The following is a 16,104-nucleotide window of genomic DNA, read 5'->3' on the forward strand; positions in this document are numbered from 1 at the left end:
GCGGGGTGGAGCCGTCACGATCGTCGGATACCCTGGTTGCCCGTGACTGCTGTAAGCCCCGAGACCACCTCTTCCGACGCCACCGCGACCGGCCGCTACGACCTCATCGTCGTCGGATCCGGGTTCTTCGGTCTGACCGTGGCAGAACGGGCGGCGTCCCAGCTGGGCAAGCGTGTTCTCGTTCTCGACCGGCGGCACCACCTGGGCGGCAACGCGTACTCGGAAGCCGAGCCCGAGACGGGTATCGAGATCCACAAGTACGGTGCGCACCTGTTCCACACGTCCAACAAGCGCGTGTGGGACTACGTCAACCAGTTCACCGACTTCACCGGCTACCAGCACCGCGTCTTCGCGCTGCACAACGGTCAGTCGTACCAGTTCCCGATGGGCCTGGGGCTGATCTCGCAGTTCTTCGGAAAGTTCTTCTCTCCGGCCGAGGCACGGGCCCTGATCGAGGATCAGTCCAGTGAGTTCGACTCCAAGGACGCGCAGAACTTCGAGGAGAAGGCGATCTCGCTGATCGGACGTCCGCTCTACGAGGCGTTCATCCGGGACTACACGGCCAAGCAGTGGCAGACCGATCCGAAGGAACTGCCCGCGGGCAACATCACCCGGTTGCCGGTGCGCTACACCTTCGACAACCGCTACTTCAACGACACCTACGAGGGGCTGCCGGTCGACGGCTACACCGCGTGGCTCGAGAACATGACACGCGACGAGAAGATCGACGTCCGCCTGAACACCGACTGGTTCGATGTTCGCGACGAGTTGGTCGCCGAGAGCCCGAACGCCCCGATCGTCTACACCGGGCCGCTGGACCGCTACTTCGACTATTCCGAGGGCGAACTGGGCTGGCGCACCATCGATTTCGAGACCGAGGTGCTCCCGGTCGGCGACTTCCAGGGAACGCCGGTGATGAACTACAACGACGGCGACGTGCCGTTCATTCGGATCCACGAGTTCCGCCACTTCCATCCCGAGCGTGAGTACCCGACCGACAAGACGGTCATCATGCGCGAGTTCTCGCGTTTCGCCGAGAGCGGCGACGAGCCGTACTACCCCATCAACACCCCCGACGATCGGCAGAAGCTCGAGGCGTACCGCAACCGCGCGAAGGCCGAGACGGCCTCCAACGGTGTGCTGTTCGGTGGTCGACTCGGGACGTACCAGTACCTCGACATGCACATGGCCATCGCGAGCGCACTGAACATGTACGACAACACCCTGGCCCCGCACTTCGAGACCGGCACCGCCCTGGCGGGGGACAAATGACCGCCAAGCATCTGCTCGAGGACGGGGTGGCAGACGTCGCGCCGGTCCTCGGAATATCGCTGTTGCAGCGTGTACTGCTGCCCCGTTCGGGTGAGCCGCTCGACGTGCGCACGCTGTACCTCGAAGAAGCGACCACCAATGCCAAACGCGCGCACTCGCTCTCGCGTACCTCGCTCACCATCGGCGGCGAGTCCGAGGTGTCGTTCTGTACCTACTTCAACGCATTCCCGGCGAGCTACTGGCGGCGCTACAGCATCCTGAAGTCCGTGGTGCTGCGCGTCGAGGTGTCCGGCCACTGCCGGATCGACGTCTACCGGTCCAAGGCCGATGCGTCGCGCATCCACGTCGAGGGCCGCGAGGCCGTGGACGGCGATGCGGCGCAAGAGTTTCTGATCGACCTCGGCCCGTTCGAGGACGGCGGGTGGATCTGGTTCGACATCACCTCCGACTCCGAGGTGGTCCTCGAGAGCGCGGGTTGGTACGCGCCGATCGAGGCTCCCGGCGAGGCGACCGTCGCCGTCGGCATCCCCACGTTCAATCGACCCACCGACGCCGTCAAAGCGCTTGTCGCCCTTGGCTCGGACCCGTTGGTGCTCGACGTGATCCAGGCCGTGATCATGCCGGATCAGGGCACCCGCAAGGCGAAGGACGAACCCGGCTTCGACGAGGCCGCAGCTGCGCTCGGTGGCCGTCTCGCGATCCACGATCAGGCGAACCTCGGTGGGTCCGGCGGCTACAGCCGCATCATGTACGAGGCGCTGAACAACACTGCCTGCCAACACATTCTATTCATGGACGACGACATCGAGATCGAGCCCGACTCGATTCTGCGGGCGTTGGCGATGTCGCGATTCGCCAAGGTGCCCACGCTCGTCGGCGGCCAGATGCTGAATCTGCAGGCGCGTAGTCACCTGCACGTCATGGGTGAAGTGATCGACCGCGGGAACTTCATGTGGACCGGCGCGCAGAACGTCGAATACGACCACGACTTCTCCGAGGATCCGCTGCGCACCAGCAAGCTGCTGCACCGCCGCATCGACGTCGATTACAACGGCTGGTGGATGTGCATGATCCCGCGCGTCGTCGCCGAGGAACTCGGGCAGCCACTGCCCCTGTTCATCAAGTGGGACGACGCCGAATACGGCTTGCGTGCACGCGAAGCCGGCTACCCGACGGTGACGCTGCCGGGTGCCGCGATCTGGCACATGGCGTGGAGCGACAAGGACGACGCCATCGACTGGCAGGCGTACTTCCACCTGCGCAACCGTCTCGTTGTTGCGTCGCTGCACATGCCCGGCGACGGCAAGGGCCTGGTGCTGGACACCATCAAGGCCACCGTCAAGCACTTGCTGTGCCTCGAGTACTCGACGGTCGCCATCCAGAACCTCGCGATTCGTGACTTCCTGGCCGGTCCCGAGCACATCCTCGAGATCCTGCCCACCGCACTTCCGACGGTGCATGCACTGCGCAAGGAATTCCCCGACGCCGTCGTTGTCGGCAGTTCCACGGAGTTGCCGCTCGCATCGGGTGAGGAAGTCGGAGCGGTCGGTCTGCCGACCAACCCGATCTCCAAGGTCCGTCGTTTGGCCAAGGGCTTGCTGCACAACGTCAAGCCTGCGCACGAGCAGCACCACGAGCGTCCGCAGCTCAACGTGCCGACTCTCGACGCACGCTGGTTCCTGCTGTCCCAGGTCGACGGCGTCACCGTCACGACCGCCGACGGCCGAGGCGTCGTCTACCGCAAGCGCGACCGCGCGCAGGCGGCGGCGTTGCTGAAGGAAGCGCTGTCGTTGCGCAAGCAGTTGGCAGCCGAATTCCCTGCGCTCAAGGCTCGATACCGTGATGCCGTGCCGCACCTGACCAGTAAGGAAACGTGGGAACGTGTCTTTCGTTACCAGGCGTAAAGGCCAGACCGAGGTGCCGACCGAAGTGCGCATCCTCGAAAAGGTGCAGGCCACGGTCGGCAGCGCCCCCGGTGCGATCACCGTTGCGCGCGGGATGTCGCATTTCGGCGAACATGCCCTCGGCTGGGTGGCGATCGCAGGTATCGGCGCTGCTGTGGACGCGCCGCGGCGACGCCAGTGGGCGTCGGTGGCCGTCGGTGCCGTCGGATCGCATGCCGCGTCCATCGTCATCAAGCGCATCGTGCGCAGGCCGCGTCCCCACGATCCGGCCGTCCTGATCAATGTCTCGACGCCGAGCAAGCTGAGTTTCCCGTCGTCGCATGCGACATCCACCACAGCGGCTGCGGTTCTCCTCGGCCGCGTGACCGGGCTACCGTTACCGGCGGTCCTCGTCCCACCCATGTTGCTCTCGCGCTTGGTGCTCGGAGTCCATTACCCCACCGACGTGCTGGCCGGATCTGCACTCGGCGCGTTGACGGCTGCTGCCGTCGTGAAGTTCGAAGGAGACAAATGAGCGAGGATGCCGCACCCGTAGGCGCACCGCCGAAGAATCTGGCGGACGGCATCGTCAAGGCGCTTCGCCCGCGGCAGTGGGTCAAGAACGTGCTGGTCCTGGCCGCGCCGTTGGCGGCAGGCTCGGTCACCGATCGCGACGTGCTGCTGTCCGTCGCGCTCGCGTTCATCGTGTTCTGCTTCGCCGCCTCCGGTGTCTACCTGGTCAACGACGCCATGGACGTCGAGGCCGACCGCGCGCACCCCACCAAGCGGTTCCGGCCGATCGCTGCAGGAGTCCTGCCCGTCACGATCGCCTACGCGATGGCCGTGGTGTCGCTCGGACTCGCCGTCGGCCTGTCGTTCTTCGCGAACTGGAAGCTCGCGCTGGTCATCGGCGTCTACATCGTCATCCAGCTGGCGTACTGCTTCGGCCTCAAGCACCAGGCCGTTCTCGACATCTGCATCGTCTCCTCGGGCTTCCTGCTCCGCGCGATCGCCGGTGGCGTCGCTGCCTCGATCCCGCTCTCGCAGTGGTTCCTGCTGATCATGGCGTTCGGCTCGCTGTTCATGGCGGCAGGCAAGCGCTACGCCGAGCTGCAACTGGCCGAACGCACCGGGGCGAAGATCCGTAAGTCGCTCGAGAACTACACCACGACATATCTGCGCTTCGTGTGGACGCTGTCCGCGACGGCCGTCGTCATCTGCTACGGCTTGTGGGCTTTTCAGCAGGACGCCGAAACGGACTCCAACTGGTTCGCCATCTCGATGATTCCGTTTACTATCGCAATCCTGCGATACGCAGTGGACGTAGACGGCGGCGAGGCAGGCGAACCCGAAGAGATCGCGTTGGGAGACAGGGTTCTCCAGCTACTCGCCATAGCGTGGATCGGAGTGGTTGGTGTCGCTGTCTACCTCGCCTGACCAGCGAGACACGCGAGAAGACACCCCGGCACCGGCGGTCTCGACCAGGGCGGTCTTCTGGGTCGGGACCGTCGTCACCGGTGCCCTGTTTCTGTGGGGTGCCTGGGAACGTCGCTGGATCGCCGACGACGGCCTGATCGTCCTGCGCACCGTCCGCAACCTGTTGGCCGGCAACGGCCCGGTGTTCAACGCGGGCGAGCGGGTCGAGACCAACACGAGCACCATCTGGACGTACCTCGTCTACGCGGGTAGCTGGCTCAGCGACGGCCGGCTCGAGTACGTGGTCCTGACGATCGCGCTCGTGCTGTCCACAGCGGCCGTCGTCATCGCGATGATCGGCACGTTCGCCCTGCGTGGGCGCACTGCGTCACGCACTCTCTTCCTCCCCGCCGGTGTACTGGTGTACATCGCGGTACCGCCGGCCCGTGACTTCGCCACGTCCGGACTCGAGACCTGCCTGGTCATCTTCTGGCTGGCGGTTTTGTGGCTGCTGATGGTTCGCTGGGGGCAGCGCCGCGGAGGTGGCGTCGAGCTGCTGCTGCTGGCCTTCTTCGCGGGCCTGGGCCCGCTGGTGCGCCCCGAGTTGTCCATCGTGTCGGTTCTGGCACTGGCGATGATCTTCCTCGCCCCACAGACGTGGTTGTCGAGGCTGCGCGTGTTCGCATTCGCGGGCGCGGTTCCCGTGCTGTACCAAATCTGGCGCATGGGCTACTACGGCCTTCCGTACCCCAACACCGCAGTGTCCAAGGACGCCGGCGGTGCCAAGTGGTCGCAAGGGTGGGCGTATCTGACCAACCTGATGGGACCGTACCTACTGTGGCTCCCGCTGGTGCTGCTCCTGCTCGGTGCCGCCCTGTCGATGACGCGCGTGCGCCCGACGCTGCCCAGAACAGTGGGCGGCCTGCTCGCCGCGTTGCGCACGCCGACCGCTGTCGTCGTATTCGTGCTCGTCAGTGGATTGTTGCTCGCGATCTACGCAATTCGAGTCGGTGGCGATTTCATGCACGGGCGAACATTGTTGCCCGCCCTGTTCACGCTGCTGTTGCCCATTTCGATATTGCCCGTCGCGCTCCCGCAACGATGGTCCGGTAATCGTGCGACTGCTGTTTTCGTCGCGGATGTATTCGTCTGGGGTGGGATCGTCGTCTGGGCTGTGATTGCGGCGAACACGACGGGAATGCCCCAGGGCTCGATCGTCGGACGAAGCGGAATCGTCGACGAACGAGCGTTCTATTCGCTCAACACCGGGCACGCTCATCCGATCCTGGCGTCGGACTATCTCGACTATCCGCGGATGCGGGCGATGGTTCAGGCGATCGACGACACCCCGGACGGCGGATTGCTGCTGCCGTCCGCGCAGTTCACCTACTGGGATGTCGTCCCGCCGCCCCTCCCGATCCCCGAGGGTGGATTCGGTCACACCGTCTACTTCCTCAACCTGGGGATGACGAGCATGAACGTCGGCCTCGACGTGCGGGTCATCGATCAGATGGGGCTCGCGTACCCGTTGGCATCGCACACCGAACGCCTCGAGAACGGCCGCATCGGTCACGACAAGAACCTCTACCCGGACTGGGTCGTCGCCGATCTGGGACTGGTCGGCGTCCATCCGTACCTGCCCTGGTACATGGACGAGGACTGGGTGACCGAAGCTCAGGTGGCGTTGACCTGCCCGGACACCCAGGAAATTCTGACGTCCTACCGAGCACCGTTGACGAAGGATCTGTTCGTCCGGAATGTGAAACGTTCGTTGTTCTATGCCGGTTATCGATTCGACCGGGTGCCGAGATACGAAATACAGCGATGTGATCTTCCGGCGCCTGTATTGAAGGCCGATAATTAGCTGACAGAACACGAGAAGATCACCGGGTTGCGCCGATTCGGTCTCGACGCGAAGATGAGCTGTCTCGATCCTGTAACGGACGACGTACTTCGTGCGATAAGTGCGGAGGATATGTATGCGCCAGACCCTGGGTCGGGCGCATACATGATGAACTTGCGAGATCAATCGTTGATTGCGTAACCGATGTGACGAAGCTGCTGAGAGGTCGAGTGCATGCTGGGTAGATGGAAGAGCCGGTCCGGGGACAAGCGAGCGGGCTCCTGGGGACGCCGCGCCGCAACATCCATGCTGATGGCAGTGGTGCTACCACTGGGATTGGCCGTGGCGGGCGGTGGCGCAACTGCCAACGCAGCGTTCGACGGCAACGCCATCGACGTCTGGACGGACTCGAGCATGGGCCCGATCAAGAGCCGGGTGTGGCGGGCAGCGGACGGTAACACCAACCGCGTCGTCTACCTGCTCGACGGCCTGCGCGCCACGACGGACATCTCGGGCTGGGAGCACGAAACCGACGCCGGAGCAGTTCTCGCCTCGTGGAACATCAACGTTGTCGAGCCGGTCGGTGGACAGTCGAGCTTCTACTCCGACTGGTACGCACCGTCCAACTTCAACGGTCAGAAGACCACCTACAAGTGGGAAACCTTCCTGACGCAGAACCTCCGCGAGAACCTGCGCGCGAACTACGGCTTCAACCCGAACCGCAACGGTGTCATCGGCATCTCGATGGGCGGCTCCGCAGCCCTCACGCTGGCTGCATACCACCCGGACCAGTTCAGCTACGCCGGTTCGCTGTCGGGCTACCTGAACATCTCCGCACCCGGCATGCGCGAGGCGATGCGCCTGGCACTGCTGGACTCCGGCCGCTACAACATCGACGCGATGTGGGGCCCGCCGTGGGATCCGGCGTGGCTGCGCAACGACCCGTTCGTCTTCGCGCCTCGCTTGCGTGACAACGGCACGCGCGTGTGGGTCTTCGCAGGCAGCGGTCTGCCCGGCGGTCTCGATCGCCCACAGAGCTTCATCGATTACTACAACACCGCGAACGGTATGGGCCTCGAGGCCATCGCCCTGGCGAACAGCCGTGCCTTCCAGATCCGCATGGCGAGCATCGGTGCCAACAACGTCACGTATGCGTTCCCGGCCGTCGGTACCCACCAGTGGGGCTACTGGGGCGAGCAGATCCGCGTCATGGCACCGGACCTGAGCGCCAACATCGGTAACTGATCCACCCGGCAGCGTTTGTTGTCGCAGTCCCCGCTTTCGGCCCTGTAGTGATATTTCACGACTTTTCAGGGCTGTTCAGCGGGGACCGCGCAGGATAGTCTCCTGTTTCAGAAACTCGCAGAGGCGAAACTGGGACGCTGATCACAGTTTTGCCTTGGAACCGCTCGATGGAATAACCTCCATCGAGCGGTTCGCCTGTTATGCAGCAGAACCTCAACGTTTCGACACACCACAGCTTCACCCCGGCCTCATGGGCCGTCAGTCAGCCCTGTTCGATTGCCGGGGGCCGCTACGACAGCGGAGACCGCGTAGATGAGAGAGAGCACGATTCATGCGATTTGCCGGCCTCAGCAGTAACCCGAAGGCGTCATCACGCTGGCGTCAGCGCCTGCTCGGCGTGGGTGCTGCCGCACTCGTTCTGCCGATCGCAGCCGGTGCCGTCGGCGGCGCAGTCGCAGTCGCTGCCCCCACTGCCGTCGTCCATCAGACTCCGGCCGGTGGCCGCGAGGACCTGATCGTCCCGTCCGAGATGGGTCCGATCAAGGTCCAGGTCCAGTGGGCGGCACGCGGCGGAAACGCTGCTCTCTACCTGCTCGACGGCCTGCGTGCCCGCGACGATCGCAACGCCTGGACCTTCGAGACCAACGCGCAGGATCAGTTCGCAAACGACGACGTGACGCTGGTCATGCCCGTCGGCGGACAGTCCAGCTTCTACAGCGACTGGTACACCTCGTCGAACTTCAACGGCCAGGAAGTCACCTACAAGTGGGAGACGTTCCTGACGCAGGAGCTCCCGGCGTTCCTGGAGAACTACGGCGTCTCGCGCAACAACAACGGTGTTCTCGGACTGTCGATGGGTGGTTCGGCTGCCCTGACGCTCGCCGCGTACCACCGCGACCAGTTCAAGTTCGCCGGCTCGCTCTCGGGTTACCTGAACATCTCGGCCCCGGGCATGCGTGAGGCGATTCGTATCGCGATGCTCGATGCCGGCCGCTTCAACGTCGACTCCATGTGGGGACCGCCCTGGAACCCGGCGTGGCTGCGCAACGACCCGTTCGTCTTCGCACCCAGGTTGCAGGGTCTGTCGCTGTACATCTCCGCAGCCAGTGGCCTGCCCGGCCAGTTCGACCGCCCGGCCGCTCCGATCGATTTCTACAACACCGCCAACGGCATGGCGCTCGAGGCACTCTCGCTCGCCAACACCCGTGCATTCCAGATCCGCATGGGCACCCTCGGTATCCCGGCAACCTACAGCTTCCCGGCCAACGGAATCCACGCCTGGCCGTACTGGGGTGCCGAGCTGTGGAAGGCACGCACCCAGATCCTGGACGCGCTGAACGCCTGATTCGGTTCCGTAACGTGCTCTCCGACAATGCCGCCCCACGCTCTCGCGTCGGGCGGCATTGTCGGTTCGAGCGCCGGCTCTTCGAGCCTCCCCAATTCACATTCGCACCACCAGTCACAGCGAGTCTGCTGTTCGTGGCCATCGGGCACGTGTAGAAAGACATACGAAGCATGTCTCGAGACGAGACCTTCGGTCGTCACAGGAAAGAGAGTCACCATCATGCGCACTGGGCTTGTTCGGTTCGGTCGTACCCCATCGGCCGGCACACGGGCTCGGCGAGCGGCAGCAGCAGTGACTGTTGCCTCCGCGCTGATGATTCCCTTCGCGACGACGACGTTGGCCACTGCAGCCCCGGTTGCTCATGCCGCCCCGATGGCGCAGACCGGCCCCGCCTACACCCAGACCGGTGGAGCAACCGTCACCTCGGTGGACTGGCTCTCCGATCGCCGCGTCGCGCTGTGGATCCAGTCGCCCTCGATGGGAACGCCCATCCAGGTGCAGCTGCTGCTCGCGCGTGACTGGAACATCAACCCGCAGGCCACGTTCCCGCAGGTGTACATGTTGGACGGCCTCCGGGCGACCGACCAGGAGAACGGCTGGACGGCCGAGACCGACGCCGAGGCCTACTTCGCCGACAAGAACGTCAACGTCGTGCTGCCGATCGGCGGACAGTCCAGCTTCTACTCCGACTGGGTCGATCAGGACAACGGCAAGAACTACCAGTGGGAGACGTTCCTGACCAAGGAGCTGCCGCCCATCCTGGCCAAGGACTGGCGCAGCACCGACAACCGTGGCGTCGTCGGGTTGTCGATGGGTGGCACGTCGGCGATGTTCCTCGCGGCCCGCAACCCCGGCTTCTTCAAGTTCGCCGGTTCGCTGTCGGGCATCCTGACCACCACCTCGCTCGGCATGCCGCAGGCCATCCAGTACGCGATGACCGACGCCGGCGGCTACAACTCCAAGGCCATGTGGGGCGCACCGTCCAACTCGCTGTGGGCTCAGCACGATCCGTACCTGCTGGCCGACAAGCTCAAGGGCGTCAGCCTCTACATCTCGAGTGGCAACGGCTCGACCGGCCCGTACGATCAGCCGTCGCCGATTCCGGGCGTCAGCACCAACTACGCGGGCATGGGGCTCGAGATCCTCTCGCGACTCACTTCCCAGACCTTCGCCACCAAGCTCAACCAGCTCGGAATCCCCGCGCAGGTCAACTACCGCCCGTCGGGCACGCACTCGTGGCCGTACTGGCAGTTCGAGTTGCACCAGCTGTGGCCGCAGCTCGCCACGGCACTCGGCGTCGAGGTCGACAAGCCCACCTGCAGTGTCGCGGGCATGATCGGCAATGCGAGCGGCGCGAACTCGTGGTTGGGTCCCTGCCTCACCGCGGAGTACAACGTGGCAGGCGGACGAGCTCAGGACTTCACGTTCGGTCGGGTCTTCTTCACTCCCGACACCGGGGCGCAGGTGGTTGCCGGCGCTATCGGCGGCATCTACCAGGGCAACAAGGGCCCCGAGGGTGCGCTCGGCTTCCCGAAGACCGGCGAGATCGCCACTCCCGACGGCCGCGGCCGCTTCAACGCCTTCCAGAACGGCATGGTCTACTTCACGCCGCAGACCGGAGCCCATGTGGTCAAGGGTGCCGTGCTCGACGAGTGGGCAGCCCAGGGGTACGAGGGCGGTCCTCTGGGATACCCGGTGCTCGACGAGGTGGCAACACCCAACAAGCCCGGCTCGGTGCAGGGCTTCGAGATCGGCGCGATCTACACCTCTCCCGACGCGGGCGTGCATTCTGTGCAGGGCATGATTCTCGGCAAGTACGGTGAATTGGGTTGGGAGAGTGGACCTCTCGGGTTCCCCAAGTCCAACGAGATCGGCCCCATCCGGGACGGCGGACGGTTCAATCAGTTCGAGACCGGCAACATCTACTGGAGCCCGGTCAGCGGAGCCTGGTCCATGCCGTACGGCCCGATCTTCGACGCCTGGGGATCGGTGGGCTACGAAGGTGGCCGCCTCGGCTACCCCACCAGCGATCAGTTCGACATCGACGGTGGCGGTAAGCAACAGAACTTCCAGTTCGGCATCATCACCGTCAAGGACGGCAAGGCCACGATCGCTCCGTGACCGGAGGCAGTCACGGCTTCAGAGTTCTCTCAGAGCGTGGCTGTACTCTCGCCTGCGACCCGACGACCGAAGGATTTCGATCGATGACGCGTAACTCTCTGGCCAGAACTCTGTCACTCGGCGTGCTCGCCGTGGCGGCGAGCTCGATGCTGGTGGCGTGTGGAAGTGACGACTCGACGGCCACCGGCGCGCCGACGAGCACCACCACGGCAGCTGCGACGACGACCGAGGCGAGTTCGTCGACGTCGGCGGCCGAGAGCACCACCACTACTGTCGCTCCTACCACCAGCCCGGGCGAGGCTGCGACGGCACCGCCGGAGCAACCCCAGGCCGTGCCGGACGACTTCCCGGGGCCGACGGAGAGCCAGATCGACAACCGCGGCCAGCGTTTCCTCGACGAGCTGAAGAGCAAGGGCGTCACTCCGGCGGGCAACGGCGACATCGCGGTGTCGACGGCCAACTACATCTGTGCCGCGCAGGCGCAGGGCGTCGCAGCCGACGAAATCACGACCTACGTCACCGCGAACGTCGGCGTCGAGGCGAGTGCAGCCGGAACGCAGATGAACGAGACGCAGGCCCAGCAGGCTGCCCAGACCTACATCGCCGCCGCGCAGGCGACGTACTGCACGCCGTAGTTCGCGCTGATGGCCAAACGTAAACGCAGAGTTCTACCGGTGATCGCCTTCGCGGTGATAATCGGGCTCGTCATCGTGGCCCTGTGGTACCTCCTCGCCGGGCGTCTCGGACCCGGACCGGGACCGGTACCGCCGCCGGGGCCCGAGCAGCCGACCTCGCAACCGGCGGACTGCCCGGACGTCCAGGTCATTGCCATCCCCGGTACGTGGGAGTCGTCGTCGACCGACGACCCGTACAACCCGACCGCCAATCCGGTGTCGCTGATGCTCAACGTCACCCGGCCGCTGCAGGAGCAGTTCCCCGGATCTCGCGCGGACGTCTACACGGTGCCCTACGTCGCACAGTTCTCGAACCCCATCGCGCTGCCGCCGGACGGCCAACAGTCGTACAACAACAGCCGTACCGAGGGTAAAAACGTTGCGGTACAGAAGATGTCGGACGTCGCGGCGCGATGCCCACTGACCAACTTCGTCATGGCCGGCTTCTCTCAGGGCGCAGTCATCTCCGGCGACATCGCGGCCGACATCGGCGCGGGTAACGGACCCATCTCCGCCGATCGTGTCCTCGGTGTCACCCTCATCGCCGACGGTCGCCGCGACGGAGTGTCGGGTACCGACGTGCCGGGACCGCTCGACGGCGTCGGAGCCGAGGTCGCCCTCGGGGGACTCGACCTCCCCGGCATCACCATGACGGGGCGTCGGGACGGCGGATTCGGCGCGCTCGACGACCGGACCAATCAGATCTGTGCACCCGGCGACCTGATCTGTGCGTCCCCGTCGGATGGACTGTCGCTGCGCAACATCCCGCAGAGCATCCAAATTCTGATCGGGGCGGCGGGCAATCCGGTGCACGCGTCGTACAACAGTTTCGTTGTCGACGGTTCCGGCACGACGGCCACCCAGTGGACGGCGGCATGGGCGGCCGATCTGATCGAGAATGCGCCGACGCCTCCGCACTCGTGATCGGGTCGTGTGGACGACGGCGTGATCGGGGTCGTGGGTAGCGCAGTGACCGGTGTCATCGATAACGGACAGGTCACAACGCGGCGTGTCGCCAACTGGTGCAGGGCACAAACCTGTGGTCTGCGACCCCCAGTCGGTGGGATCCGCTCCCGCGAGCGGCTAGAGTGACGCCTTGGACCTGCGCGGATCGGCCCCGGCCGACTCCCTCGCACGGTGTGCCCAGACCCCCGGTACCGACCACCTCAGACCCCAGGTGCCGGCCGCTCCAGACCCCAGAGGAGAGCAATAGATGAGTTCCGCCGAGGCCGCGACCCCCGGGCCGCGCAAATTCCGCTTCGCTGCAGGCGGAGAGGGAAACGCGGAGGAGGGCGGGGCTCGGAAGTTCATCAAGCTGGCTCAGCAGGCCGAGGAACTGGGTTACGACAGCTTCATGATTCCCGATCATCTCGGTAATCAGGTCGGGCCGATCGCGGCGCTCGGAGCTCTCGCCGTCGCCACCGACAAGATTCGGCTCGGCACGGCGGTGCTCGCCAACGGCTTCCGCCATCCCGCGGTGCTCGCCAAGGACGCGGCAACCATCGATGTGCTCTCCGGCGGACGGCTCGAACTCGGACTCGGCGCGGGCTGGATGCGCGAGGAATACGACAAGGCCGGCATCACCTACGACCGTCCCGGCGTCCGCATCGAGAAGCTCGCGGAGACCCTCGACATTCTCGACGTGTTGCTGCGCGGCCAGGAATGCAATTACGAGGGCAAGCACTACACGATCACCGGTCTCAAGGGCAGCCCTCGTCCGCGTCAGGGACCGCGTCCGCCGATCTGCATCGGCGGCGGCGGCCCCAAGATGCTCGCGCTGGCCGCCAAGCACGCCGACATCATCTCCGTGGTGCCGAGCACCTCGAAGGAAGGTAAGTTGCTGCTCTCGGGCATGACCATCGAGAAGACTCTCGAGCGCGTCGAGCTCATCCGGGCTGCCGCAGGGGATCGGTTCGACGACATCGAGCTGAACTGGGCGATCACCACCATCGTGGTCACCGACGATCGCGAGCAGATGGCCGAGATGGCATTGGCCGCGCTGGACAACGGTTATCCGCCCAACGTGGACGTCGATGTCAAGCTCACAGTCGAGGACATTCTGTCGTCGCCGTACCTCGCCTTCGGAACGTACGAGGAAATCGCCGATCAGATCCGTAACGTTCGCGCGCGGACGACGATGTCCTATGTCGGGGTTTTCCCCACACAAATGGAAGCATTCGCTCCGGTTGTCGACTTGCTGAAAGGCGAGTGACGCAGGCGCGTGTCGGTAGCATGGAGTCGGCCTCGAGGTCGACCGAAACCGCCACCGCTGGAGTTACCACTTAGTAACATAAAACGCTGTTCGGGGTCTGCATCGATGAACGTCGTCGATGCAAGGCCAGGTCACGCACGATGTGTGGCAGCGATTCGTGTCGGAGGAGATTGAAGCAAATGAGCCACACGTTCGATGATTTCATCGATGAGAACGGCCACATCACCATCGGTGAAGGGCAGACACTCGTCCGCCACGTCGAGGCGAACGTCGAAGAGAACGCCGACACGCTCGCGTACCGGTTCATGGACTACTCCCGGGAACGGGACGGTGAAGCGCACGAGTTGACCTGGTCACAGTTCGGCAAGCGGCTGCGCGCTGTCGCCGCCCGTCTGCAGCAGGTCACCGAGCCCGGTGACCGCGTGGCGATCCTCGCTCCCCAGGGCCTCGAGTACGTCATCGCGTTCTTCGGTGCGATCTACGCGGGCACCATCGCGGTGCCGTTGTTCGATCCCGACGAGCCCGGCCACACCGACCGCCTGCATGCCGTCCTCGGCGACTGCAAGCCCAGCGCGATCCTCACCGCCAGCAACTCCGCGGCGGGCGTTCGGGCGTTCTTCCGCGCGCTCCCCGCTGCCGAGCGGCCCCGCATCATCGCCGTCGACGCCGTTCCCGACAGCGTCGGCGAGACGTGGGTCGAGCCCAATGCAGGGTTGGACGACATCGCCTACCTGCAGTACACGTCCGGTTCGACGCGAACCCCGGCCGGCGTCGAGATCACGCACCGCGCGGTCGGCGTCAACGCGCTGCAGATGGTCGACAGCATGGAGATCAACTACGACTCGCGCGGCGTCACCTGGCTGCCGATGTTCCACGACATGGGTCTGCTCACCGTCATCCTCCCGGCCCTCGGTGGCAAATACATCACGATCATGAGCCCGCGCGCGTTCGTGCAGCGGCCGTGGCGCTGGATCAAGGAACTCGCCGCTGTCTCCGACGGAGCAGGCACGTTCGCCGCGGCACCGAACTTCGCGTTCGAGCACGCCGCCCAGCGCGGACTGCCCAAGAACGGTGAAAGTCTCGACCTGTCGAACGTCATCGGCCTGATCAACGGCAGCGAGCCCGTCACCACGTCGTCGATGAAGAAGTTCAACGAGGCCTTCGGTCCGTACGGTCTGCCGAAGTCCGCGATCAAGCCGTCGTACGGCATGGCCGAGGCCACGCTGTTCGTCTCGACGAGCAAGCACGCCGACGAGGCCAAGGTCGTCTACGTCGACCGTGTCGAGCTGAACGCAGGCAACTTCGTCGTCGTCGCACCCGACGCTCCCGGAGCCATCCCGCAGGTATCGACCGGAACCGTCGCCCGGAGTCAGTGGGCCGCGATCGTCGACTCCGAAACCGCCACCGAGGTGCCCGACGAACACGTCGGCGAGATCTGGCTGCACGGCGAGAACATCGGCAAGGGCTACTGGGGTCGAGAGACCGAGACCAGCGAAACCTTCCACAACAAGCTCGTCCACCGCGTCGCCGACGGTTCGCACGCCACCGGGGCCCCCGAGGGCGCCAACTGGATGCGCACCGGAGACTTCGGCGTCTATCACGACGGCGAGCTCTACATCACCGGCCGCGTGAAGGACCTCGTCATCGTCGACGGCCGCAATCACTACCCCCAGGACATCGAGTTCTCGGCGCAGGAAGCAAGCAAGGCTCTGCGGCCGGGCTTCGTGGCGGCGTTCGCGGTGCCGCTCAACCAGCTGCCGGACGTCGTGTTCGAGTTCAGTGGTGCCGCGTTGACCAAGGATTCGGACGACAGCTCCGAGCAGCTCGTCATCGTTGCCGAGCGCGCTCCCGGCTCGGGCAAGGCAGACCCGGCTCCGATCGCCGACGAGGTGCGCACCGCAGTCTCGGCGCGGCACGGCGTCACGGTCCGCGACGTCCTGCTCGTCCCGGCCGGTTCCATCCCGCGTACGTCGAGCGGCAAGATCGCCCGACGCGCGTGCAAGGCCGCCTACATCGAGGGCACCCTGCGCGGCGGTTACCAGCAGACGGCATTCCCGGACGCCGAACTACCCGACTGATCTCTGGGCCTCCCG

12 protein-coding genes are annotated in these 16,104 nt (G+C 65.1%); all 12 read left to right on the plus strand.

Annotation, left to right across the window (positions count from 1 at the left end):
* Positions 1-42: 42 nt before the first annotated feature.
* The 12 genes from glf (at position 43) to fadD32 (ending at position 16,089) form a co-directional block, all read left to right on the plus strand.
* Positions 43-1,272, plus strand: coding sequence for a UDP-galactopyranose mutase (gene glf / locus CH285_RS26670; RefSeq protein WP_032366753.1), 1,230 nt, complete (start codon positions 43-45; stop codon positions 1,270-1,272).
* Positions 1,269-3,176 (plus strand): glycosyltransferase, encoded by a 1,908-nt coding sequence (locus CH285_RS26675; protein ID WP_094643117.1) that lies wholly within the window; start codon positions 1,269-1,271, stop codon positions 3,174-3,176. Before glf ends, CH285_RS26675 begins: the two co-directional genes overlap by 4 nt.
* Entirely contained in the window at positions 3,154-3,690 is a 537-nt protein-coding gene (locus CH285_RS26680) for a phosphatase PAP2 family protein (protein WP_176458592.1), read from the plus strand. The genes CH285_RS26675 and CH285_RS26680 overlap by 23 nt, the downstream gene beginning before the upstream one ends.
* On the plus strand, positions 3,687-4,592 hold the full coding sequence (locus CH285_RS26685; protein ID WP_027494814.1) for a decaprenyl-phosphate phosphoribosyltransferase: 906 nt from the start codon (positions 3,687-3,689) through the stop codon (positions 4,590-4,592). Before CH285_RS26680 ends, CH285_RS26685 begins: the two co-directional genes overlap by 4 nt.
* Positions 4,570-6,435, plus strand: a complete 1,866-nt coding sequence (gene zomB / locus CH285_RS26690) for a flagellar motor control protein ZomB (protein WP_303396226.1) — start codon at positions 4,570-4,572, stop codon at positions 6,433-6,435. The genes CH285_RS26685 and zomB overlap by 23 nt, the downstream gene beginning before the upstream one ends.
* 213 nt (positions 6,436-6,648) lie before the next feature.
* Positions 6,649-7,659, plus strand: a complete 1,011-nt coding sequence (locus CH285_RS26695) for an alpha/beta hydrolase (protein WP_174557192.1) — start codon at positions 6,649-6,651, stop codon at positions 7,657-7,659.
* Positions 7,660-7,990: 331 nt separating this feature from the next.
* Positions 7,991-9,004, plus strand: a complete 1,014-nt coding sequence (locus CH285_RS26700; RefSeq protein ID WP_094643116.1) for an alpha/beta hydrolase — start codon at positions 7,991-7,993, stop codon at positions 9,002-9,004.
* Positions 9,005-9,223: 219 nt separating this feature from the next.
* Positions 9,224-11,125 (plus strand): alpha/beta hydrolase-fold protein, encoded by a 1,902-nt coding sequence (locus CH285_RS26705; RefSeq protein WP_094643115.1) that lies wholly within the window; start codon positions 9,224-9,226, stop codon positions 11,123-11,125.
* Between the two features lie 83 nt (positions 11,126-11,208).
* The gene (locus CH285_RS26710) at positions 11,209-11,760 is read left to right on the plus strand and encodes a DUF732 domain-containing protein (RefSeq protein WP_032374174.1); all 552 of its coding nucleotides are present in this window, start codon (positions 11,209-11,211) and stop codon (positions 11,758-11,760) included.
* Positions 11,761-11,769: 9 nt separating this feature from the next.
* Complete coding sequence (locus tag CH285_RS26715) at positions 11,770-12,723, plus strand: cutinase family protein (RefSeq protein WP_027494808.1); 954 nt, start codon at positions 11,770-11,772, stop codon at positions 12,721-12,723.
* Positions 12,724-13,012: 289 nt separating this feature from the next.
* Positions 13,013-14,011 (plus strand): LLM class F420-dependent oxidoreductase, encoded by a 999-nt coding sequence (locus CH285_RS26720; RefSeq protein WP_027494807.1) that lies wholly within the window; start codon positions 13,013-13,015, stop codon positions 14,009-14,011.
* 179 nt (positions 14,012-14,190) lie between these two features.
* The gene (gene fadD32, locus CH285_RS26725) at positions 14,191-16,089 is read left to right on the plus strand and encodes a long-chain-fatty-acid--AMP ligase FadD32 (protein ID WP_032382997.1); all 1,899 of its coding nucleotides are present in this window, start codon (positions 14,191-14,193) and stop codon (positions 16,087-16,089) included.
* Positions 16,090-16,104 lie beyond the last annotated feature (15 nt).

Origin of the sequence: Rhodococcus sp. 05-2256-B1, assembly GCF_002258465.1 — a bacterium.
In the GTDB taxonomy this organism is placed as follows: domain Bacteria; phylum Actinomycetota; class Actinomycetes; order Mycobacteriales; family Mycobacteriaceae; genus Rhodococcoides; species Rhodococcoides fascians.

Excerpts from the sequence above, each read along its gene's own strand:
- CH285_RS26675 (WP_094643117.1), top strand. The coding sequence starts at position 1,269 with ATGACCGCCAAGCATCTGCTCGAGGACGGGGTGGCAGACGTCGCGCCG.
- CH285_RS26685 (WP_027494814.1), top strand. The coding sequence starts at position 3,687 with ATGAGCGAGGATGCCGCACCCGTAGGCGCACCGCCGAAGAATCTGGCG.
- CH285_RS26695 (WP_174557192.1), top strand. The coding sequence starts at position 6,649 with ATGCTGGGTAGATGGAAGAGCCGGTCCGGGGACAAGCGAGCGGGCTCC.
- CH285_RS26700 (WP_094643116.1), top strand. The coding sequence starts at position 7,991 with ATGCGATTTGCCGGCCTCAGCAGTAACCCGAAGGCGTCATCACGCTGG.
- CH285_RS26705 (WP_094643115.1), top strand. The coding sequence starts at position 9,224 with ATGCGCACTGGGCTTGTTCGGTTCGGTCGTACCCCATCGGCCGGCACA.
- CH285_RS26710 (WP_032374174.1), top strand. The coding sequence starts at position 11,209 with ATGACGCGTAACTCTCTGGCCAGAACTCTGTCACTCGGCGTGCTCGCC.
- CH285_RS26715 (WP_027494808.1), top strand. The coding sequence starts at position 11,770 with ATGGCCAAACGTAAACGCAGAGTTCTACCGGTGATCGCCTTCGCGGTG.
- CH285_RS26720 (WP_027494807.1), top strand. The coding sequence starts at position 13,013 with ATGAGTTCCGCCGAGGCCGCGACCCCCGGGCCGCGCAAATTCCGCTTC.
- fadD32 (WP_032382997.1), top strand. The coding sequence starts at position 14,191 with ATGAGCCACACGTTCGATGATTTCATCGATGAGAACGGCCACATCACC.